Source organism: Paenibacillus sp. JNUCC 34 (genome assembly GCF_058269055.1).
This window is the reverse complement of sequence record NZ_CM177770.1, coordinates 1,265,150-1,285,117: the sequence shown is the minus strand read 5'-3', so window position 1 is coordinate 1,285,117 and position 19,968 is coordinate 1,265,150. Positions and strand designations below refer to the sequence as shown.

22 protein-coding genes are annotated in these 19,968 nt (G+C 44.8%); 2 read left to right on the top strand and 20 right to left on the bottom strand.

The window, feature by feature from the left end; translation table 11 throughout:
- Window position 1: 1 nt before the first annotated feature.
- Window positions 2–1,009, bottom strand: coding sequence for an HRDC domain-containing protein (locus tag AC2TF5_RS05880; protein WP_491301275.1), 1,008 nt, complete (start codon window positions 1,007–1,009; stop codon window positions 2–4).
- 251 nt (window positions 1,010–1,260) lie between these two features.
- Here AC2TF5_RS05880 and AC2TF5_RS05875 point away from each other — a divergent pair, with 251 nt between their 5' ends.
- Window positions 1,261–1,563 (top strand): DUF3055 domain-containing protein, encoded by a 303-nt coding sequence (locus AC2TF5_RS05875; RefSeq protein ID WP_491301274.1) that lies wholly within the window; start codon window positions 1,261–1,263, stop codon window positions 1,561–1,563.
- A gap of 292 nt (window positions 1,564–1,855) precedes the next feature.
- Here AC2TF5_RS05875 and AC2TF5_RS05870 read toward each other — a convergent pair whose 3' ends face one another.
- The 16 genes from AC2TF5_RS05870 to AC2TF5_RS05795 all read right to left on the bottom strand — a co-directional run bounded on the left by AC2TF5_RS05870 (window position 1,856) and on the right by AC2TF5_RS05795 (window position 15,986).
- Complete coding sequence (locus AC2TF5_RS05870) at window positions 1,856–3,787, bottom strand: FtsX-like permease family protein (protein WP_491301273.1); 1,932 nt, start codon at window positions 3,785–3,787, stop codon at window positions 1,856–1,858.
- On the bottom strand, window positions 3,777–4,538 hold the full coding sequence (locus AC2TF5_RS05865; RefSeq protein WP_491301272.1) for an ABC transporter ATP-binding protein: 762 nt from the start codon (window positions 4,536–4,538) through the stop codon (window positions 3,777–3,779). Before AC2TF5_RS05865 ends, AC2TF5_RS05870 begins: the two co-directional genes overlap by 11 nt.
- 100 nt (window positions 4,539–4,638) lie before the next feature.
- Entirely contained in the window at window positions 4,639–5,646 is a 1,008-nt protein-coding gene (locus AC2TF5_RS05860; protein ID WP_491301271.1) for a sensor histidine kinase, read from the bottom strand.
- A complete protein-coding gene (locus AC2TF5_RS05855) occupies window positions 5,639–6,334 on the bottom strand; it encodes a response regulator transcription factor (RefSeq protein WP_491301270.1) in 696 nt (231 codons plus the stop codon). The genes AC2TF5_RS05860 and AC2TF5_RS05855 overlap by 8 nt, the downstream gene beginning before the upstream one ends.
- A gap of 951 nt (window positions 6,335–7,285) precedes the next feature.
- On the bottom strand, window positions 7,286–8,170 hold the full coding sequence (locus tag AC2TF5_RS05850) for an ROK family protein (RefSeq protein WP_491301269.1): 885 nt from the start codon (window positions 8,168–8,170) through the stop codon (window positions 7,286–7,288).
- Window positions 8,171–8,208: 38 nt separating this feature from the next.
- Entirely contained in the window at window positions 8,209–8,895 is a 687-nt protein-coding gene (modB, locus tag AC2TF5_RS05845; protein WP_491301268.1) for a molybdate ABC transporter permease subunit, read from the bottom strand.
- A complete protein-coding gene (gene modA / locus AC2TF5_RS05840; protein ID WP_491301267.1) occupies window positions 8,892–9,716 on the bottom strand; it encodes a molybdate ABC transporter substrate-binding protein in 825 nt (274 codons plus the stop codon). The genes modB and modA overlap by 4 nt, the downstream gene beginning before the upstream one ends.
- Window positions 9,717–9,799: 83 nt before the next feature.
- The gene (locus tag AC2TF5_RS05835; protein WP_208920112.1) at window positions 9,800–10,663 is read right to left on the bottom strand and encodes a 5'-3' exonuclease; all 864 of its coding nucleotides are present in this window, start codon (window positions 10,661–10,663) and stop codon (window positions 9,800–9,802) included.
- Window positions 10,664–10,894: 231 nt separating this feature from the next.
- Window positions 10,895–11,260: an arsenate reductase family protein gene (locus AC2TF5_RS05830; RefSeq protein WP_491301266.1), complete on the bottom strand. Its 366-nt coding sequence runs from the start codon at window positions 11,258–11,260 to the stop codon at window positions 10,895–10,897.
- A gap of 27 nt (window positions 11,261–11,287) precedes the next feature.
- Window positions 11,288–12,316, bottom strand: a complete 1,029-nt coding sequence (locus AC2TF5_RS05825; RefSeq protein WP_491301265.1) for an RluA family pseudouridine synthase — start codon at window positions 12,314–12,316, stop codon at window positions 11,288–11,290.
- A gap of 3 nt (window positions 12,317–12,319) precedes the next feature.
- Window positions 12,320–12,880 carry a cob(I)yrinic acid a,c-diamide adenosyltransferase gene (locus AC2TF5_RS05820; RefSeq protein WP_491301264.1) on the bottom strand — a complete coding sequence of 187 codons (561 nt, stop codon included), beginning with the start codon at window positions 12,878–12,880 and terminating at the stop codon, window positions 12,320–12,322.
- Window positions 12,881–13,037: 157 nt separating this feature from the next.
- On the bottom strand, window positions 13,038–13,301 hold the full coding sequence (locus AC2TF5_RS05815; protein WP_491301263.1) for an aspartyl-phosphate phosphatase Spo0E family protein: 264 nt from the start codon (window positions 13,299–13,301) through the stop codon (window positions 13,038–13,040).
- Window positions 13,302–13,419: 118 nt separating this feature from the next.
- On the bottom strand, window positions 13,420–14,625 hold the full coding sequence (locus tag AC2TF5_RS05810) for an aminotransferase class I/II-fold pyridoxal phosphate-dependent enzyme (protein WP_491301262.1): 1,206 nt from the start codon (window positions 14,623–14,625) through the stop codon (window positions 13,420–13,422).
- Between the two features lie 13 nt (window positions 14,626–14,638).
- Complete coding sequence (locus AC2TF5_RS05805; RefSeq protein ID WP_491301261.1) at window positions 14,639–15,139, bottom strand: Lrp/AsnC family transcriptional regulator; 501 nt, start codon at window positions 15,137–15,139, stop codon at window positions 14,639–14,641.
- 179 nt (window positions 15,140–15,318) lie between these two features.
- Entirely contained in the window at window positions 15,319–15,702 is a 384-nt protein-coding gene (locus AC2TF5_RS05800) for a spore coat protein (RefSeq protein ID WP_491301260.1), read from the bottom strand.
- 38 nt (window positions 15,703–15,740) lie between these two features.
- On the bottom strand, window positions 15,741–15,986 hold the full coding sequence (locus AC2TF5_RS05795; RefSeq protein WP_491301259.1) for a hypothetical protein: 246 nt from the start codon (window positions 15,984–15,986) through the stop codon (window positions 15,741–15,743).
- Window positions 15,987–16,136: 150 nt separating this feature from the next.
- Between AC2TF5_RS05795 and AC2TF5_RS05790 the strand changes: the two genes are divergently transcribed.
- The gene (locus AC2TF5_RS05790) at window positions 16,137–17,360 is read left to right on the top strand and encodes an NAD(P)/FAD-dependent oxidoreductase (RefSeq protein ID WP_491301258.1); all 1,224 of its coding nucleotides are present in this window, start codon (window positions 16,137–16,139) and stop codon (window positions 17,358–17,360) included.
- Window positions 17,361–17,414: 54 nt separating this feature from the next.
- Here the strand turns inward: AC2TF5_RS05790 and AC2TF5_RS05785 are convergent, their stop codons facing one another.
- The 3 genes from AC2TF5_RS05785 to AC2TF5_RS05775 form a co-directional block, all read right to left on the bottom strand.
- A complete protein-coding gene (locus AC2TF5_RS05785) occupies window positions 17,415–18,620 on the bottom strand; it encodes an MFS transporter (protein ID WP_491301257.1) in 1,206 nt (401 codons plus the stop codon).
- Window positions 18,621–18,791: 171 nt separating this feature from the next.
- Window positions 18,792–19,349, bottom strand: a complete 558-nt coding sequence (locus AC2TF5_RS05780) for a hypothetical protein (protein ID WP_491301256.1) — start codon at window positions 19,347–19,349, stop codon at window positions 18,792–18,794.
- A 151-nt stretch (window positions 19,350–19,500) separates the two neighbouring features.
- The gene (locus AC2TF5_RS05775) at window positions 19,501–19,920 is read right to left on the bottom strand and encodes a DUF350 domain-containing protein (protein WP_491301255.1); all 420 of its coding nucleotides are present in this window, start codon (window positions 19,918–19,920) and stop codon (window positions 19,501–19,503) included.
- Between the last annotated feature and the right edge of the window lie 48 nt (window positions 19,921–19,968).

Here is a 19,968-nt window from a genome sequence, read left to right as displayed (position 1 = left end):
GTTACACAGCGTCCCGCTTCTCAAAATGCTGCCGGCGGAACCGGATCCGGATAAGGCGCAGACGCTCGTACCGCTGCTCCATGCCACCCTCCGCTGCTGGCTCCTGACCATACACTCGCTGCATTACCGGTTTAAGAAAAGTGTCTCCCAGCTCCTCAAAAGCTTTCCAGATGGCCGACTGTTCCGTATCCGATAAGCTCTCAAGCTCCATACGGATAAGAAGTTCTGTGTCGTATCCTTCCTTCTCCAGCCCCTCCAGTTGTTCGACTAAATCTCTGCGCGACATTCCTGTATTCTGACTCAGTTGATCCAGTGTCAAACCTTCCGCTATGCCCATCAGCATTGTCCGGCCCATACGATAGTTCTCCAGCTCCTGCTTATACTTATATTCTTTCTGTTTATAGAGCCAAGACAAAAACTCCTCCTCCTTCAGCTGACGAAATACCCAATCTAGCGGAAATGCTGTCGTTCTTTCTAACTTCGATGTCATTTCGATCCAGTCGGCACCATGCTCAGCAGCCTTATTTGACCCAATCCCCGGCAGCTGAAGCAGCTCTTCCTCTGTCTGCGGCATAAAGGCGCTAATGAGGCGAAGCACACGATTACTCGCTATAAAATATGGGGCTTTACGTCCAGCGGCCGCTTTTCTTCGGCGCCAGGCACACAGCTCCGTATACAGCTCCTCCGATCCGTACAGCTCACTGTAGCACTGGAGCTTCAGGGCCGCGTGATTCTTCCCTTTGGAATCTTCTATCTCATGAAATATCCCTTCGATCACCGGTCGGTAACCTTCACTTAGTTTCATGGCAAGGCGGTGACGGTACACACACAACAACTCCTGCCATGAGCTTCCCTCATACCAATCATCATCCTGCGCATGTCCATCCGGCTCGATATCTCGCCAGCCCAAACGCCATATTCCTTCCTCCTCCCCAATCCACACTTGTGCGCTATTCTCATCTTTCGCCCCACCATTTCTAGACATCTGATTCATAAAAACAATCTGCATACCCATTAACCTCCCGTCATTTATTTAGTATCAGTACAACGCAAAACAACGAAAAAAAGCACCTTCCCCGCCGTAGCGTCAGAAAGGTGCTTCCCTCGTTTAAAACATCCGTTATACTGTTTACCCATCATGATACCATAATTTGTAACAACGTCAATGGGGATGTTATAAAATCAAAATGTTATATAGGTTGTCTCAACTTTTCTTGTATAATGGACAACAAACATCCTTCGAAGGAGTGAATTGCCGATATGACCGGGGAATCGCAGCAGCTTGATTTTTTATCCGATAGTACTGAGTCCACATCTACCCGTTTCGTCACGTTCATCGGCCCATCACTCAAACGTTTCGATCTGGCCGTTACGACCACGAACCTTTTCTATGGGAAGAAGTTGGTTACCGACCTTCAGTTCGGAAGAACTGCTATTCTTGCTGCCGATGATCTAGAGCAGGAAGGGTACCTCGAGCGCACGTTTAGTCTGGAACGGGACCAGGCAGAAGATTTGCGTGAATTTCTGACGCTGGTGCTGGGAGATGCTCATTTTACTGATTAACCAGTTTGCAATAAACAGAAAAGGGGATCCCTTACGGTCCATCGACATGGGATGCCCCTTCGTCTGTTGTAGGACGCTACGCGTACGAATCGTTCCTACAATCGCTCTTGCCGTCCTCTCTGCTGCTTCGTGCATTAACACAAATGAATTCCCATCCCAATTTTTGTATTGTATGCAACAATTCGTCCTTCGCTACCGTATCATGGGATATTGTTGCACTTTATACAACATTCACTGAATTACGCATCGCACACAGCTCTCAGCGCACAAGTACGGCATTGCATGTCGGTGGTCACAGGGCCTCTTTAATAACTTTTTTGTAAAAGAGAACGGATAACAACCCAAAGATAGAGTACAATGCCGTATACAACAGCATAACTATGATCATTGGTGTCCACAGCTCTGTCCCGAAAAAGAACCACCCGGATTGGACAGCAAAATAGCCATGAGATAATCCGATAATGAGAGGAATACCAAAATTGAAAAGCTGTTTCATTTGAATACCCCGCAGTATATTTCCTTGCGTAAATCCAAGTTTTCTTAAGATCGTGTAATTACCCTTCTCCTCTTCACCTTCATCCATTTGTTTAAAGTAAAGGATACATCCTGATGTAATGAGAAAGGTAAGACCTAAAAACCCGACGATAAACATAATCAGTCCCATATTAGCTTTCTGCGTAGTGCTTAGATTACTCTGCGACATCACTTCTTCGTCAAAATTCAATTCGTAAAAAATCTCGTTTGCTTGCTCAATCTTGGTTTCATCCTTAATATCAATACCGAAATAATCGGAATTTTTTTTCTGAATCTTAGGATCCACGTCCAGCGCCAGCTTTTGATAAATTGAATCATCCACAATAGCCGTAGGCAATCCGCCGCTGTTAAAATTCCAAGCCAGTATCGCTTCCTTATTGGTTCCTATTAATTTTTGATCAATCGAGCTGGTCTTGCCCTGTAAAATAATGCTTCCTGTTTCTTTTAGTCCAACAAACTTATCAAGTGCATCATTTCTACCCGTAAAAAGCGTCTCCTCAGCAGATAGATCAGTTCCCTCTACCTGTTTTTCACTTACCACGGCAAGGACCATGCTTTTGGCGTCCTTTCCCTCTAGCTTAGAGCCTAAGAGAGACACATCTACATTCACATACACAACGTTTCTCTGAATCTCATCGTAAGCAATATTTTGAGCTGACAATGCTTCTGTAAATTGTTTTTTGTATTCGGGCCTAGTGACAACGAAATCGTTAGGTACGCTTTGTTCCGCTGATTTTTCGGCCGAATAGTAAGAAATATAACTCAGTGACAGCAATCCAATCGCCAGAGCGGAAACTGTTGTTATAACCGTTAGCAATAAAGCATTCGACTTCATGCGGAACATGATAGATGAGAGAGACAGCACCTCATTCAGTGACAAATACCCGTCCTTGCTTTTACGAATCATATTAAAAATGAAGCTGACTGAACCTTTGTAGAACAAATATGTCCCGATAATAACCGAAGCCAAAATCAAAACCATATTCAAAAACATTGCGTTCATATCTGTAAGTTTACCACTGAACAGTTCAGTCGATAGATAGTAACCATAAAGGATGAACCCGATTCCTGCCAGCCCCATCAACATCTCGAACATGGACATTTTTTTCACTTTTTCCTGAGTCGTCGAAACGGCACGGAACAAGGACAAAATGCTCTGTCTTTTAATGAACGTATAATTCATGATCATGATGAGAATGTAAACCACGGCAAACACAATAACCGTTTGGATTAACGCTTCCGTTGAAAACCTTAAGGTAGCTTCTGACTCTACATCTGTTACTTTGAACAAAATCATAAGAATGAGCCGGGAAACCGAGAATCCTGCAAATATACCAATCAGCATGGATCCAAAATACAGCATTAAGTTCTCCAGACTGAGAATCTTAAATATCTTCCCCTTAGTCATCCCGATTAATTGAAATAGCCCAATTTCTTTACTTCGGCGTTTGATAAAAATGTTGTTTGCATACAGAAGAAAAATCGCAACAATCGCAACGAGCAGGACCGAGGCAGCTTTTAAAGCTGCGGCGCCTTTCATCGATCCTTTCAATTCTTCCATGGCCGGATCATACTGCAGAGTGACAAAGGCAAAGTACAGCGCCACACTAAAAATCAAGGCAAACACATAGAGAAAATAATTTTTTATGTTCTTTTTCAGATTTCGGAAGATGAGAGAGTTAATGCTCATTTTGAACACCACCTAGAACACCTTGCGTTTTTATAATGTCATTGAAAAAGGCCTGTCTTGACTCCTCACCTTTGTTCAGCTGTGTGTAAATCTGTCCGTCTTTAATAAAAATAACTCTGCTGCAATAGCTGGCAGCCACCGGATCATGGGTAACCATAATAATCGTCGCCGCAAGCTTCTGATTTAATTGGCTCAGCTTATTCAATAGATCGGAAGCGGATTTGGAGTCCAGCGCGCCTGTCGGCTCATCTGCAAATATAATGCTTGGTTCATGAATAAAGGCACGAGCTGCGGATGTCCGCTGCTTTTGCCCCCCTGATATTTCATTGGGATACTTGTCTTTAAGTTCAAAAATACCAAGCTCCGTTGCTACCGTTTTAAACTTTTGATCCGCATCTTTTTTGGATACGTTTTTGATAGATAACGGCAATAGCACGTTCTCTTTCACAGTCAAGGTATCTAGCAGGTTATATTCCTGAAAGATAAAGCCCAAATGGTGCTTTCTAAATTCAGCCAGCTGCTTTTCTTTCATGCCCGTAAATTCTTTTCCCTCGATTTTAATCGTTCCCTGGCTAACTTTATCAATGGACGAAAGTACATTAAGGAGCGTTGTTTTACCTGATCCGGATGCTCCCATAATACTCACGAACTCGCCTTTTTCTACGCTAATGTCGATGCCTTTCAGCACTTCTTGCTTATTCAGTTTGCTACCATAGCTTTTATAAATTTTATTAGATTCTAGGATCACCAATTTTCACACACTCCTTTTTTTCTTACTTTCATCATAATGCAGCTTTCCCACGAAATCCTTCGATTCTCCGAACAAATCATAAAAGCATGTGACATTCCTGTCACATGCTTGTGATACTCACAAATTCATTCTTTTGAGGAAACGTTAACGTAAATGTAGTGCCGATCCCAAGCTCCGAGGACACATCTATACGTATGGATAAAGAGTGGGCCACCTTTTGTGTTAAATATAGACCCATACCGGTCGCGGCACTATCTTGATGCTGGGTTGTTGATGTAAAACCTTTATCGAATATGCGGGGCAGATCTTTCGGATCAATTCCACGGCCAAAATCCTTGATCACAAGCCTGGTTTGACCGTCGTCATTATAATCACATTCAATGATAATATCGGATCTTTCGCTGTATTTAACAGCGTTCGTTAACAGCTGTCTGATCATAAAGCCAAGCCATTTAACATCCGTTAACACTTCGGTGACCTGAAGGGTAACATCAAAACCTATCCCTTTTTGCATACACCAAGTTTTCAGTTCTTTAATTTCTTTGAAAATGATTGGCTCTAATGCCGATTGTTCGATATACAAATCATTTTTAATAAAAGGTATGCGCTTTTGGTGCAGCTGCTGATCCAGCAGCAGGTGAATACGCAGCCACTCGTACATCAATTGTCCTTTTAAAGTTTCATCATTTGAGCGTTCAATCATTAGCTGCATCGTTGTGAGCGGGGTTTTTACTTCATGAATCCAGGATAACAACTCATCTTTCTCCTGCTCCACTTCGATCAGGCGCTGGGAAAGTTCGTTTCGGTATCGCTCATTCTGAAGAATAACGCTCTCTTCCACAATTTTTTCAAGAGGGCTCTCCGCTTCAGCAAGCGCCGATATCCCATTCGTTTGATCCCATATTTCAATACTTTTATAAAATTTGGTTTCTTTATGATATCTTATAAGGAAAAAACCTATGAAAATAAGTGTAGACAAAAACACTATATATAGGATAGACATAAAGGGGATTGAAGAATCGACGAAAGCAACAAAAAGAACAAGCAGCTGTAGAAACAGAAATAATATAATCCAGCTTCGTCTCTCCACAACATACTTTTTAACCATACGAGTTTGCCTCTTCCGTAGCCATATACCCTTGTCCAACCTTCGTTTCAATGTAAGGGTCGAGCGCGATATTTTCCAGCTTTTTGCGCAAGCGGTTAACGTTGACTGTTAGCGTATTATCGCTTACGAAATGCTCATTGTCCCACAAGCTTTTAATAATATCTTCCCGGCTGACAATCTGATTTTTTCGCTCAATGAGCACTTTCAGTATAAACATTTCATTTTTCGTCAGTTCAATGGAGCCCTTCTCATTGGTGATGGTATTTTTTACGTATTCCACTGTTGCACCACGCCAGGATCTGAGCTCGATTCGCTCGGTATTATAATTATATACGCGGCGAAGGATGGCTTGAATTTTCGCGATTAACACATCAAAGTGAAATGGTTTCTGGACAAAGTCATCTGCGCCTAGCTGCATAGACATAACCATATCGGTAGGATGATCTCGTGACGATAGAAATATAATCGGTACGTTGGAATGGGAACGAATCATCCGGCACCAATGAAAGCCATCAAATTTCGGCAGTTGGATATCTATGATAACTAGATCCGGTTTAATCGCGGTAAACTCATGCACGATATTGCTGAAATCATGAATACCATACACTTCATAAGACCACTGCGATAGCCTTTCTTTAATCTCCTTAAATAAGGTCATGTCGTCCTCAATTAACATAATTTTAAACAATACAGTCACCACACTTTTTCTTGGCATTCTTGTAACAAGTGTATAGTATAAGCTTTCTGGATGCTATAGATTTCAAAAGTGATGCATAGAGGGTTTATAAGGTATGCTTAGTGACACGTAGTGAGTAAAGGCGCTACGAGTACGAATCGTTCCTACAATCGCTCTTGCTCCCGATGCTAGCTTTCCTACGGAAAGCTTTTAGGCGAACGCTGCCGCTTGTCCGGAATCGCTTCGTCCTCTCTGCTACTTCGTGCGTTTGCATCAGTCAAAAAAAGGATCATCACCAAAGGCAGTGCTTGACGAGTTTATAGTTGAGGTGACTGCGATCATATCAAACGGCTGTTGTAACATTTGTGATGCACTCACTGATGTCTAACGTTTGAAAGGGCTGCGACCATAGTAATTTTGTATGTTATACAACTTTGGAGAAGTAAAATGCCTAAACCTGCTGATATTGTTGCAGATTCTGCAACAATCCCTTCTGAGAAGAGGTAAAATAATTGATCCCTGTTCCTATTGCTGTATTACATACAACAATCCGCCTCTCACCTCTACATGATGGAATAAAGTTGTACTTTATGCAATAATCACTGGGCCCACGGTGTGACGTTCTATGCCGGCGGTCGAACATGCGAACTCTGTTGCATGCCGGCGATTAACCACATACAAATCCTGTTGCATGATGTGAGCATTCATCCCACACGTATTGAGATCCATTCAAGCATGATATGTCTTAACATCATTTTAATTGCTATCATTGTGAAGCACTATGATTTCAGCAGAGCCCAAAAGAGTTCTGTTCTCTAAGTACGATGAACCGATAGTATTTGCTGCTGGCAGTTTCCTCTATGACTAAACCCCAAACAAGCCGCCTTGAGGATAAGTCCTCGAGGCGGCCTGTGTTTATGAGTTTACAACCTGCTTAAATAACAGCATCTTCTGCATTATTAATTACTTCGACGCCTCGTCTACAGCCAGTTTGGCCAGTGCCAATGCACCACACAGACCAGCGTTATCACCCAATTGCGGCGGTACGATAAACTGCGCAATATCCTGATTCAGGCTTGGATGCGAAACGTAACCCGCCAGCATTTCCTGCAGCTTCTTGTGGATCAACGGGAACAGCTGCTGCTGCTTCATAACTCCTCCGCCCATCACAATTCTTTCAGGTGAAAGGATCAGCACATAATTCATCAGTGCCTGTGCAAGATAGTAAGCTTCCATCTCCCAAGCTGGATGATCCGGTGTCAGCTCAGCTCCTGCAACTCCCCAGCGTCTACCAAGGGATGGACCTGCAGCCAAACCTTCCAGGCAATCACTGTGATAAGGGCAAGTACCTTCGTACTTGTCATCCGGATGACGACGTACAATGATGTGGCCCATTTCCGGGTGAGATAAACCATGAATCAGCTTTCCATCCACAACCGCTCCGGCACCGACGCCAGTTCCAATCGTAATATACAAGCAGCTGTTAAGACCTTGAGCCGCTCCCCAAGTATGTTCTCCAAGCGCTGCACCATTTACGTCCGTATCAAAACCGATCGGTACGTTGAAACGCTCCTCCAGCGCTTTCACAACATTGAAATTGCTCCAGTGCGGCTTCGGCGTTGTTGTGATGCAACCATATGTAGGACTTCCTTTTACCGGATCGATCGGTCCAAAAAAGCCTGCGCCGATGGCTTCAACCCCTTTGTCTGAAAAAAACGAAAACACTTGCGCCATCGTTTCCTCCGGCGTTGTGGTCGGGAAGCTCGTACGTTCGATAACCGTACCATCCTCCTTACCAATTCCGCATACAAATTTTGTGCCGCCAGCTTCAATTGCTCCAAGTATCATGTCAGTTCATCCTCTCAAGGTGTATGATGTCATATTCATTATGTTTTTTTCGGTTCGTTCCGGGTTGACCGACCGTTGCCTGCCAATACCAGAAGTAACCATGAGAACAAAATAACTATTCCTGTCCAGGCCCAGGCCAATTGACTTTCACCGTTTCCTACAGCAAGATAAATAGCTGTTGGAAGTGTCTGCGTCTTACCCGGTATGTTCCCTGCAACCATCCAGGTCGCTCCGAATTCACCCAATCCTCTGGCAAGAGCCAAGACATAGGCGGTTCCAGCCGCTCTTCTCGAAAGTGGAAACGTAATCCAGCGGAATACCTGCCATTCCCCGGCGCCAGTGGAACGTGCAGCATCCTCCAGTTCGGAATCTATGGAATCAAATCCCACCTTCATTGTCTGATAGACAAGCGGAAATGAAACAACCACAGCCGCTATAACGGCCGCTCCCCAGCTGAATATGATCGGTTGTTCAAACAGCCATTCAGCCATTGACCCGATCCAGCTGTTTCTGCCCAGTACGACCAAGAGTAGAAAGCCCACAACGGTCGGCGGCAAAACAAGGGGTAGCATCAGAAAGGTTTCTACGAGAGATTTACCACGGAATACCGCTCGATGCATCCACCGGGCTGCCGCTGTCCCCAGTATAAATGCAATTATACTGGAACACAGTGATGTTTTTGCGGACAGCCACACCGGCATCCAAAAGGCTTCATCTACTGTCAAGGTGTTCCCTCCGGAATCTCAAAACCGTATTTCTCAAAAATGCTGCTAGCCGCTTCGGTCTGCAAAAAATTCAGAAGTTTCTCAGCTTCTTCTGGGTGCCGTCCCACCGTAGTAACGGCTGCGGGATATTCAATCGGTGTATGAGAAGCTGGATCTATCTCAACAACCACCGTGACGTCTGGCGATTTTAATACATCACTAGCGTAAACAAAACCAGCGTCTGCATTGCCGGATGTTACATAGGACAGCACTTGAGTTACATCCTTGGCATAAACAGCCTTGGACTCAATTTCATCCAACAGCCCCGCTTGTTCCAAAGCTTCCTTCCCGTAAGCTCCCGCTGGAACCGTATCCGGCTGCCCAATGGCGATTACCCGTACTTCGGATTTCTTCAGGTCCTGTAGTTCTCGGATGCTTTCGTTTCCTTTCGGAGCGATTAACACCAGTCGATTATGAAGCAGTACCTTCGAATGAGAAGCTTCCACAAGTCCCTTTTGGACAAGTCGATTCATCGGTTCGTTTGCAGCGGAAAAGAACAGATCGACCGGCGCCCCCTGCTCGATCTGTTGCTGAAGAGAACCCGAACCACCAAAGTTAAATTGAAGTGTGATGCCTGGATTCTTACTCTCAAACAAGACTGCTGCTTCTTCAAGGCTGGACTTCAAGCTGGCAGCCGCAGATACGGTTAGTTCAACTTGCGTTGATGATAACTTCGACGGATCAGAGTTTTGTCGTTCAGGCGACATACAGGCAGTCATTATGATGGCCGATACGACGAGTATCAATGCTGCCCTTACACTTTTTTTCATCTTCTGCATCATTTTATCCTCTTTACCGAAAATATAGGTTAACCGCAAAAGAAATGTCTGACTTTATGAGATAACATCTACCACCAGAGAATCCATCATGGCACCAGTGCAACTCCCATCAGATGACTTAAGCTCTTCATTTCGAGCTCCTCAAGCTTGGACAGGACACGCTCATCGTCTATCTCAAGAAGGCACAAGTCCAGATCGCAATCCACAGGTACTTCACAATGAATAGCTGCGAGAGATCTAGATAGGTGCAGCATTTCAAGATCCGCTTCAATTTTTCCCCGAACACTTTTCGTAAGAGAATCCATATTTGCGAGTATCCCTTCGATCGTTTCGTATTCCTGAATCAGCTTCATGGCCGTTTTCTCACCGATTCCACGCACACCCGGATAGTTATCACTCGTATCGCCCATAAGACCTTTGACATCAATAACCTGACGTGGGGAAAGCCCTTTTTCCTGGTACAGCGTCTCCGGGGTATATACCAAATAATTGCCATGTCCTTTTTTCATAATGATGACCGAAGTCCGTTCATCTACAAGCTGAAGCAGATCATGGTCGCCTGATAATATCATAACATTCATATCACTGCCGAAACGACAAGCCAGTGTTCCGATACAGTCATCAGCTTCAAAGCCTTCAACGCCAAGGTTCGGAATCCCAAGGCAATCTGTGACTTCACGAATAAGGGAGAACTGGGGAATCAGATCCTCTGGCGCTTCAGGCCGATTGCCTTTATAAGCTGCAAACTGGTCGCTGCGGAACGTTTTTGCAGCCATATCCCAGCAGCAGGCCACATGTGTTGGTTGAAATGTGTCAATAGCGTCCCACAAATAGCGAAGGAATCCGTAAATAGCATTTGTAGGAACCCCTGCCTTGGTTCGGCGGATATAACCACTAGTAGCCGTAGCATAGTAAGCTCGGAACAATAAGGCCATACCGTCGACGAGCATCAGAGATGGTTGCTTCGTTGTGTTCACTGTAATAAATCGCTCCTTGCTAATATGTTCAAAATCTTGTTATATCATAATCTCAATATGTCATTATACCATATCTGCTTATTTCATAGTGTCCCGCAATTCATATAATATTTCCATTTGAAAACCTGTTCATAGATACAAAAAATGCCCGGAAACTTTTATTGTCTCCGAGCCCGATCGTAAATTACTTGATGTCAGTGATGATTACAAAGCCTTCCACGCATCTTTGAACAGTTCCTCTTTAAACCCTACGGTCACCCTCGTTCCATCAGATACGATTGGACGCTTAATAAGCATTCCATTGGAAGACAGCAGCTTAATCTGTTCCTCTGCAGGCATACTTGAAAGCCTGTCCTTTAAAGACATTTGCTTGTATACCTCACCACTCGTGTTGAAAAATTTCTTTAGCTCGAGATCACTTTTATCAATTAATTCGGCCAGTTCCTCTGGTGTAGGTGGCTCGTCTTTAATATGCCGAAGTGTGAGGTCATGCCCTTCATTTTGCAGCCATTTCACCGCATTTCTGCATGTGCTGCACTTGGGATATTGATATACGATCAATTGACTCATTTGATTAAAACTCTCCTTCTATTTTGTCTAGCAGTTATTCTCGTCAGCATCTGTTCCTTCTTCACCCAATCGCTCTAGCAGCCGCTTCATATCTTCCGGAATCGGTGCGTGAAAGGTCATCACATCTCCTGTAATCGGGTGGACAAAAGTGAGAAGTTCCGCATGCAGTGCCTGCCGATCAATCCCTTCATCTAGCCGAGTTATGGACGTGAGATCTGCTTCATCAAATAAAGCGCCGGTTTGAACGGATTTACCGTCCTCCACCAAAGGTGGTGCCGTATATATCGGATGTTGGTACATTTTATCTCCGATTAACGGACATCCTATGCTGCTCATATGTACACGGATCTGGTGCGTCCTCCCTGTCTCCAGTTTCAGCTCTACCAGAGACGCTCCGCGATAAACCTCACGAACAGCATAACGGGTTAACGAAGGATAGCCGTCCGGCGTGACAATACGACGGTGAGGCTCCAACGGATCTCGGTCGATTGGGCCGTCAATATTCCCTTCTGTCGGCTGGGGAACACTGTGAACGAGTGCCAGATATCTTTTATCGACGGTTCCGGCTATCATTTGCTCTGATACATGCTGGTGGATATAAGGGTTTTTGGCGATGGCAAGTACACCCGATGTTTCCTGATCCAGACGGTGAATCGCCCTGAACCGGTAATTCCAGCCCTTCAGCTGCCAATAATGAACAACGCCGTTTGCCAATGTATCGGTATAATGGCCATGGGTTGGGTGCACAATTGTACCCGCTGCTTTATTGACGACAAGCAAATACTCATCCTCAAATAATATATCCAAATGCATGGGCTGCGGCAAAATATCGTCCGAGCGCTCCTGCTCCATGCGGATTTCCACCACATCACCTGCTCGAACTTTCACACTGATATAAACCCTTGTTCCGTTCAGCATAATTCCCTGTTCAGTCAGCTTGAGCCGGGACAAGAGCTTTCGTGATACGCCCATCCGTTTTTGCAAAATGGTTTTTAGAAGCATGCCGTCCTCGCTTACAGGCACTATATAAGCAATTGGCGGGTAATACAACTCCATATATTATCGGAACACCTTTCCGCTACGTACATATTCCACATCCGGCACACCGGCTCGGACATTAGCCGTACGTGATGTAACAAAGAAGTAGTCGGACAGGCGGTTCAGGTACATACGTACCTCAGGATTGATCTCAGTCGTTCGCGCAAGCGTCACAGTGAGCCGCTCAGCACGGCGACATACCGTCCGGCACACATGAAGTGCTGAAGACAAAGCAGAGCCACCAGGCAGAATAAACCGCTCTAACGGCGGGTTCTCCAGTTCAAATTGGTCCATCCACTCTTCTAGTCTCTCCACCAGCGGTCCGCTCACTTTGTATTTGTCCTCACTATGCTTCGCATACGCGAGATCCGATCCACAGTCGAACAGCTCGTGCTGTATCTGCAGCAGTTGTTCGCGAAGCTCCTCAAAACCAGCCTCTTGTGCCAAAAAGACTGCCTGCCCCGTAAAGCTGTTCAGTTCATCTATCGTTCCATAGGCTTCAATGCGCGGATCATCTTTAGGCACACGGCCGCCGATAATTGACGTTTCACCTTTATCTCCGGTTTTTGTATATACTTTCATTTTTCATTCCTCCGTTTATAGCCAGCCTTGTTATTCCCTATAGACCAGGCTTCAATTTTGGTTATGCTTCACTATAACATAACTTGATGTACAGATGAATCTCGCTCAGTAAAACAAAAAGGAGACCTAATCAGGTCTCCTTTTGTATAATTACATTTTATAATTTTTTCTTCGGGTGTGCCTTCATATACTCGTTGATCTTTAAGTCCAGCAAACTGCTGATCTCGATTACGATCTCCGAAGTAAAAGACTGCTCTTGCAAAAAAATCTGTTCCATTTTACGACGGAGCATATGAATTTCTTCTTCCAAGGAAATATCCTGCGGAGTGGATTTAGCTGATTTAATTGACCATTTACCATGACCTTGGCCTTCGGCTACAAAATCACCACGGTATGGCGACAATTCATAATCACAATACACTGGCAATCCCTCCTTGGATAAGTGAAATAATGCTCCCAAAATAAAATTATAACATAGATATTTGTAATGAAAAGTAAAATTTTTGTTAATTCAAGGAAATGAAACAACTATCTTCTTCTCAAGTTAATTTCTCCACAAATTTACCCATACGTTCCAAAGCTTCACTGAGCTGAGAAATCGACGTCGCATAAGAACAACGGATAAAACCTTCGCCGCCAAGTCCAAATACTGAACCTGGAACAGCGGCAACTTTAGCTTCCGTCAGCAGACGCTGGGCAAATTCATCCGACGACAAGCCGGTACGTTTAATGCTTGGAAAAGCATAGAACGCCCCCTGCGGCTCGTGACAGTCCAATCCGATATCACACAAGCCTTGAACGATCAGTCTGCGGCGCTGGTTGTAGGACTCAACCATCCGGTCCTTCTCCTCCATACCGTTGGTAAGTGCTTCAAGCGCAGCCACTTGTCCCATAGCAGGTGCACACATTACCGTATACTGATGTATTTTCAGCATAGCACTGATCAGATCCGGGTGAGCACAAACATAACCCATTCTCCAGCCGGTCATTGCAAAAGCTTTCGAAAAGCCGCTAACCAAAATGGTACGATCCTTCATTCCTGGAATCGATGCGAAGCTGACATGTTTTCCATCGTAGGTCAATTCAGCATAGATCTCATCCGAAATCACGATCAAATCGTGCTTCTCTACAACCTTGGCAATTGGAAGCCAGTCTTCATAGGTCATCGTTGTGCCTGTCGGGTTGCTAGGATAATTCAAAATCAATATTTTAGATTTCGGCGTAATCTTGGCTTCAAGCGCCTCAGCCGTCAATTTAAAATGATTCTCCGCGGTCGTTTCAATCCCAACAGAAACCCCTCCGCCGATGGACGTAATCGGTGAATAGGAAATATAGCACGGTTCAGGTATGAGAATTTCATCTCCTGGAACGATAAGTGCCCGCAGTGCCAAGTCAATGGCTTCACTTCCGCCGACCGTAACGATGATTTCATCCTTCGGATCGTAGGATACGTGAAAGCTGTCATGAAGGTATCTGGCAATCGCTTCACGTAGCTCAGGCATACCTGCATTCGAGGTATATCCAGTAAATCCACGTTCCAGCGAATACACACATGCTTCACGAACATGCCATGGCGTTACAAAATCAGGCTCACCTACACCAAGAGTAATTATATCCTTATTGCCGCTTACCAAATCGAAAAACTTACGAATACCGGATGGCTGAATTTCACGAACCAATGGTGCCAAATAGGAATCCATCGGCTTCCTGTTGTTTTCTGTAAGATGCTCTTCGTTCACAATCATACACACTCTTCCTTTACGGCGAGATCAGGAGACGATTGTCTTCTTGACGTTCTTCATAGATAATCCCGTCTTGTTTATATTTTTTAAGAATAAAATTCGTTTTGGTCGACAACACCGAGTCAATTGGTGACAACTTCTCAGACACAAAGTTCGCAACCTCTCTCAAATTACGGCCTTCTACCTCTACAAGGAGATCATACGCCCCTGACATCAAATATACGGATTTCACTTGAGGAAACAAATAAATTCGCTCTGCAATTCCTTCAAAGCCTCTCCCGCGCTCTGGTGTAATTTGCACTTCAATGAGTGCGGTGACCTTTTCTTCCTCCACCTTGCCCCAGTTAACGATCGTCGCATATTTTACGATAACATTGTCATTTTCCAGTTCCGCAATTGCGACCTTTACTTCCTCTTCCTGTACGCCGAGCAAAGTAGACAAGAGAGCCGGAGATCTTCTCGCGTCCTCTTTCAACAGGTCAAGCACTTTCAATTTCAATTCGCTTAGCTCTTCCATTCGTAGTCCTCCAGCGCTTATTTTAGGCAATTCGGTCACAGCCGATTCCTGTAAAGAGATTAATACCTATATTACAATAATTCGGGCGGTCTGTGCAAAAAAAACCGACTGCCTTCCGGCATATGCCGTTAGATAGTCGGTTCCTCTTATACTTTGAAATTCGGTACTCGGGCTACATATTAATGTGTAGGTTGAACGTTGGACTGATGCATAGGTACATTAGGAGTATGTGAAGTAGGGGCCAGTCCGGATGTTTTTTGACTTATGAGCTGCCGAGTTTGCTGAACTGTGTTTTGCATCTCCTGCAGTTGCTTATCTATATCACTCTTCATGGCATGAGGCACAGGAGCAGCATACTGACTCTGCTGTTCGATCAGTTGGTACATTTCCCCTTGCATTTTGAGCGTTTCGGCAGTCAAATTGCTGAACATGCTGCGAACGGTCGGGCATGCTGATTCCGTCGTTGCTGTTGTGTATTCACTTACAGTACGTTTCAACCCATCCAAGATGGTGTTGAGCAGATCCTCTTCCGGCAGGAAGGAACCCTCATTTTGGGATGGCATATGAACTTCCTCCTAAAAATTTTTTATTTGATGGAATCTTACTGAGACTGGGTAGGTGCAACGCCTTGATGACTTTGTAGCGTTTGAATCAATGTATCCATGTGGTTTTCATGCTTGTGCAGAAATCCCATAATTGTCTGCTGTACAGTCTGATTCTGAATGGATGCCGCTGTTGCAGCACAATGCTTGGCGAGCGAGCTCTCATTAGAAATACAATCGACGATGTAATCCAATTCCTTCGAAGTAAGAGGCTTTTGTTGGTTATTGGATGGCATGGTATTCATTTATTATCCCCCTTCCATATTAGGTGTACATATGTAGTATGGCTTGTTCGTTTATTTCTATGTCACGCAATAAATGTCTGAAGGAAGATCATACTGAGGATACAGTGTAATGAGTTCACTTCGAAGTCTATATACGGGAAGGTGCATTTCATGAAGTTAACCGGAGGCAATACGCCATGGAGCGGCCAAGATATTCAGAGCTTCTCTCAGCTGGAGAGCGATCTCTCTTGTGATGTGCTGGTCATAGGAGGTGGTATGAGCGGTGCGCTCGTATCTTATATTTTGTCCAATCAGGGAGCAGATACAATTCTGCTTGAAAAAGGGTGCATCGGAAAAGGCAGCACTTCGGCCAACACCGGACTTCTTCACTTTATGAATGATGATACATTGACAGAGCTTATCCGAACGCTCGGAGAGCATAAAGGAACTGGCTTTTACAGAATGTGTAAAAGAGCAGTAAACCGCTTGTCTGAAATCGCCAGAAGCCTTTCTGTCGATACGGAATTCAGGCATCGCAGCAGTCTCTATTATGCCAGCACGGAGGAGGATGCGGGAAAAATACGTAATGAGTACGATACACTTACTCGCCACGGCTTTAACGTCGAGTATTGGGATCGACAAACCATTAAGTCACATTTTCCGTTTTCCAAACCTGCTGCTTTATATACGCAGAGGGATGCTGAAGTGAATCCGTATAAGCTGGTAAACGGGCTCGTCAGTGACGCTGTCCACCAAGGACTGCGGGTATTTGAGCACAGTGGTACCCAGAACATTGAATACTCGGACAAGGGCGCCACTGTAAAAACAAAACACGGTAGCATCCACGCCAGGATTCTGATCTGGGCTGCCGGGTATGAGACACAGGAGTGGAAGCCAGACAGCATTGCATCCCTGAAAAGTACCTATGCAATCATGACCGAGCCGATACAGGATTTATCCTCATGGTATGAACGCGCCTTAATTTGGGAGACAAGTCGTCCTTATCTTTATATGCGCACAACACTGGATAACCGGATCATGGCAGGTGGACTGGATGAACCACTTCATGAGTCTGGATGTCCTGATGTGAATCTTACAATCCGCAGCCAACGACTTCTGAAGGATGTCCATGACCTTTTTCCCGAATTAGGTAAAATTTCAGTGGCTTGTTCTTGGGCCGGTATTTTCGCTTCAACTCAGGATGGAATTCCTCTCATTGGCCGGCATCCCCATTTCCCTCACAGTTATTTTATTGAGGGATATGGCGGCAGTGGGACTGTGTACAGCATGTTAGCTGCCGATCTACTTGCGGAAGCGGCTAATGGCAGCGAGCCTGAAGAGCTGAATTGGTTCTCTCTAACCCGTTCATTAAAGACTAATGCTTCATGTAATTAAAAAAGGAAAGTGAAAAGAAAGCCTCCGCAGTTTTGCTGACGGAGGCTTTCTTTATTAAGCAGCTGGCTGCCGGCTTTTCATAACTTTTCGCATAAACACCCAAGTTCCTATAGGTGACATGCCCAACACTAACAACAGCAGCGTGACGGTCAAGGGATCCTGCCGAAAAGATAACACGCTGATGAATATAAGAAGACCTGCTATTCTTCCGACCATCAGGCTGATTTCTCTTACGACAACAAGCTCCACTCTTTTCTCCGCATTTTTGCGATTCGTTCCCATTAGATCAAAACTGACCGAGATCGCCGGGAGCATGTACAATGGTATAAATAAAGATGTGCCTACGCCCAGAATAAGAAGGGTCGTGTAGTTTACCTTCCACAGCAGCGGTAAGATCACAAGCAGCATAATTATGGCCCCCACCAGCATTCCGTAGCTTCGATAAGCAGGCTTAAACCATTTACCTGCAGCCCAGTAGCTGACCAGTGATACTGCAGATGTGATGAGCATAAATTGTCCAACTTTGGCTTCCCGGCTTGTTGCCGAATACACAAGTAGAAAGATGAGAAAGGAGAATACGCCCTCTCGAATGCCCTGCATGACCAACCCGCCCATGGCAAAGCGCCAGGTTCCGTCAACTTCCTTTAATCGTTTGATCCCTTCAATCCAATCATATTTGCCGCTGACTTCTCTCTTTTTCAGAAAAAAACTGAGCAGGACTGTGCAGCCGAATATAACCATGGACATGGTGAAGATTAACCGGTACCCTTTCTCACCATGCAGCAATGTAATCAGCCAGCCTGATACCCACGGACCCAATATTCCGATCATAGATCCAAGCAAACCGACCCAGCCATTGAACCAATCGCGATTTCCAGCATCTGTCACCTCAAAATAAACAACGTTAAATGCAAGCCAAAACAATCCCAGAGACGTTCCCAACAGCAGGCCAAGCGGCCAAATATAATGAACCGCATTCTGTCCGGTACCCAGAATAAACAAATAAAACAAACCTGACACGGCTATTCCTAACCGAAGTGCGTTCATTTTATTGCCTTCCTTCACCCACTTGCCCGCAATCCAAAACGTCAGTCCCAGCGCGATCTGCTGCGCCAATGTAAACCAGGCAATCATCAAGTAATCCTGTCTGCTTTTCCAAAAATATATGTTCAGAAAAGTTCCCGACAATGCGCCGGCCAGTACAAACATACCGTTTACCGCCAACAAGAGAACCACCTGGCGGTCCTTAGGCGCTTTCATAAACTCGCCCTCCTCAGCAGCCGACTTGTTATTCCAGGTTAAGTTGCCCAACCTCGGAATGATTCATAACCTAAAAATCGGAATTGGTCACTTATTCCTTTAAACCCATTGTTAAAAGTTTGCACAAAAAAGGGCAGCTTTTGGCTGCCCTTTCCTACTACCTACCTATCATTATTTGCTTTTCGTCAACCCTTCAATCAACCGCAGACGGTCGTCCTCTGTCAGACTATACTGCACCTGAAAGCATCCTGAACAAATATATACATTCATATTAAATGGAGGTTTCAGCAAAGGCCCCTTCATGAATGGGATTAATGCAGGATCAAAACCTTCTCCACTTACACGCTGTGTTCCCGCGAGCATCATATATTCCCGGCAATGGAAGCATTCGGGTGTCTCATCCTGATGATCCAGCACCTGCTCCACAGACTCCTCGTATGCCATGAGATCATGGGCTTCCCCATACTTGTCCAACGTTCGTATAGCTGGTACGGCTTCATCTTCAGATCCCCAGAACGGTTTGTTTAATATGTCGTTGCTATCAAAATCATTATAAGACTCATCAAACTCTTCCTGATGCCCATTCTCCTCATCTTCCTCATCAAGTGAGACGCTGAGCGTACGATAGCCCTTTAATTCATTATCACAGTGCGGACAGTTCTCTTCTGGACCCATCTCCTCGTCCCATACAATCTCAGTCTGGCACCATGGACATACAGTTGGTTCCATAAACTCATTCATCCCTTTCATTATTCAAACGATCCAAAAAGACCGTATACATTAATTCCACATCAAGTATACAATGCCTGACAGGAAAAAGATCAAAGCTGCCGCGAACAACACCCGCGGTAAATATTTCATGGCCATGTTCCTCCAAAATTTACATAATGCTCGCGCCTATTACATATGACAAGGACACGGTAATGATCAGAACAATCAATCCAACCGCCCGATTATCTTTACCGATTTCTTCATCTACTGAAAACACCGGTGTCAAAAACTCGAGCAGTAAATACGCGGCTAACAGCAAAATGAATCCAAAGAAAGACCATTTGATCATATCATAAACGGATGTATTGGACTCAATGCTACACCGCATTACATTACATATGCCGAATATTTTGCCGCCGGTAGCCATCGCTGCAGCAACATTTCCTTTTCGAATTTCATCCCAGCAATTGTATTTTGTGACCATCTCAAAGAAGGACAAATATACGATCAACGCTAAAATCGCAACCGAGAAATAGCCGAGAAGCACACCCACCGGGTGTGCCAACAGCTGATCAATACTCTCCATCATTCCCCGCGTTCCTCCCCGAAGTCGGCATCACCTTAAATTAAACGGTTC

Coding starts and splice junctions, on each gene's coding strand:
- AC2TF5_RS05860 (WP_491301271.1), bottom strand. CDS start 5,646: ATGGTTAAAAAGTATGTTGTGGAGAGACGAAGCTGGATTATATTATTT.
- AC2TF5_RS05810 (WP_491301262.1), bottom strand. CDS start 14,625: ATGATTGTGAACGAAGAGCATCTTACAGAAAACAACAGGAAGCCGATG.
- AC2TF5_RS05830 (WP_491301266.1), bottom strand. CDS start 11,260: ATGAGTCAATTGATCGTATATCAATATCCCAAGTGCAGCACATGCAGA.
- AC2TF5_RS05805 (WP_491301261.1), bottom strand. CDS start 15,139: ATGGAAGAGCTAAGCGAATTGAAATTGAAAGTGCTTGACCTGTTGAAA.
- AC2TF5_RS05835 (WP_208920112.1), bottom strand. CDS start 10,663: ATGCTCGTCGACGGTATGGCCTTATTGTTCCGAGCTTACTATGCTACG.
- AC2TF5_RS05790 (WP_491301258.1), top strand. CDS start 16,137: ATGAAGTTAACCGGAGGCAATACGCCATGGAGCGGCCAAGATATTCAG.
- AC2TF5_RS05785 (WP_491301257.1), bottom strand. CDS start 18,620: ATGAAAGCGCCTAAGGACCGCCAGGTGGTTCTCTTGTTGGCGGTAAAC.
- AC2TF5_RS05780 (WP_491301256.1), bottom strand. CDS start 19,349: ATGGAACCAACTGTATGTCCATGGTGCCAGACTGAGATTGTATGGGAC.
- AC2TF5_RS05820 (WP_491301264.1), bottom strand. CDS start 12,880: ATGAAAGTATATACAAAAACCGGAGATAAAGGTGAAACGTCAATTATC.
- AC2TF5_RS05875 (WP_491301274.1), top strand. CDS start 1,261: ATGACCGGGGAATCGCAGCAGCTTGATTTTTTATCCGATAGTACTGAG.
- AC2TF5_RS05880 (WP_491301275.1), bottom strand. CDS start 1,009: ATGCAGATTGTTTTTATGAATCAGATGTCTAGAAATGGTGGGGCGAAA.
- modA (WP_491301267.1), bottom strand. CDS start 9,716: ATGATGCAGAAGATGAAAAAAAGTGTAAGGGCAGCATTGATACTCGTC.
- AC2TF5_RS05850 (WP_491301269.1), bottom strand. CDS start 8,170: ATGATACTTGGAGCAATTGAAGCTGGCGGCACAAAATTTGTATGCGGA.
- AC2TF5_RS05795 (WP_491301259.1), bottom strand. CDS start 15,986: ATGAATACCATGCCATCCAATAACCAACAAAAGCCTCTTACTTCGAAG.
- AC2TF5_RS05775 (WP_491301255.1), bottom strand. CDS start 19,920: ATGATGGAGAGTATTGATCAGCTGTTGGCACACCCGGTGGGTGTGCTT.
- AC2TF5_RS05800 (WP_491301260.1), bottom strand. CDS start 15,702: ATGCCATCCCAAAATGAGGGTTCCTTCCTGCCGGAAGAGGATCTGCTC.
- AC2TF5_RS05825 (WP_491301265.1), bottom strand. CDS start 12,316: ATGGAGTTGTATTACCCGCCAATTGCTTATATAGTGCCTGTAAGCGAG.
- AC2TF5_RS05870 (WP_491301273.1), bottom strand. CDS start 3,787: ATGAGCATTAACTCTCTCATCTTCCGAAATCTGAAAAAGAACATAAAA.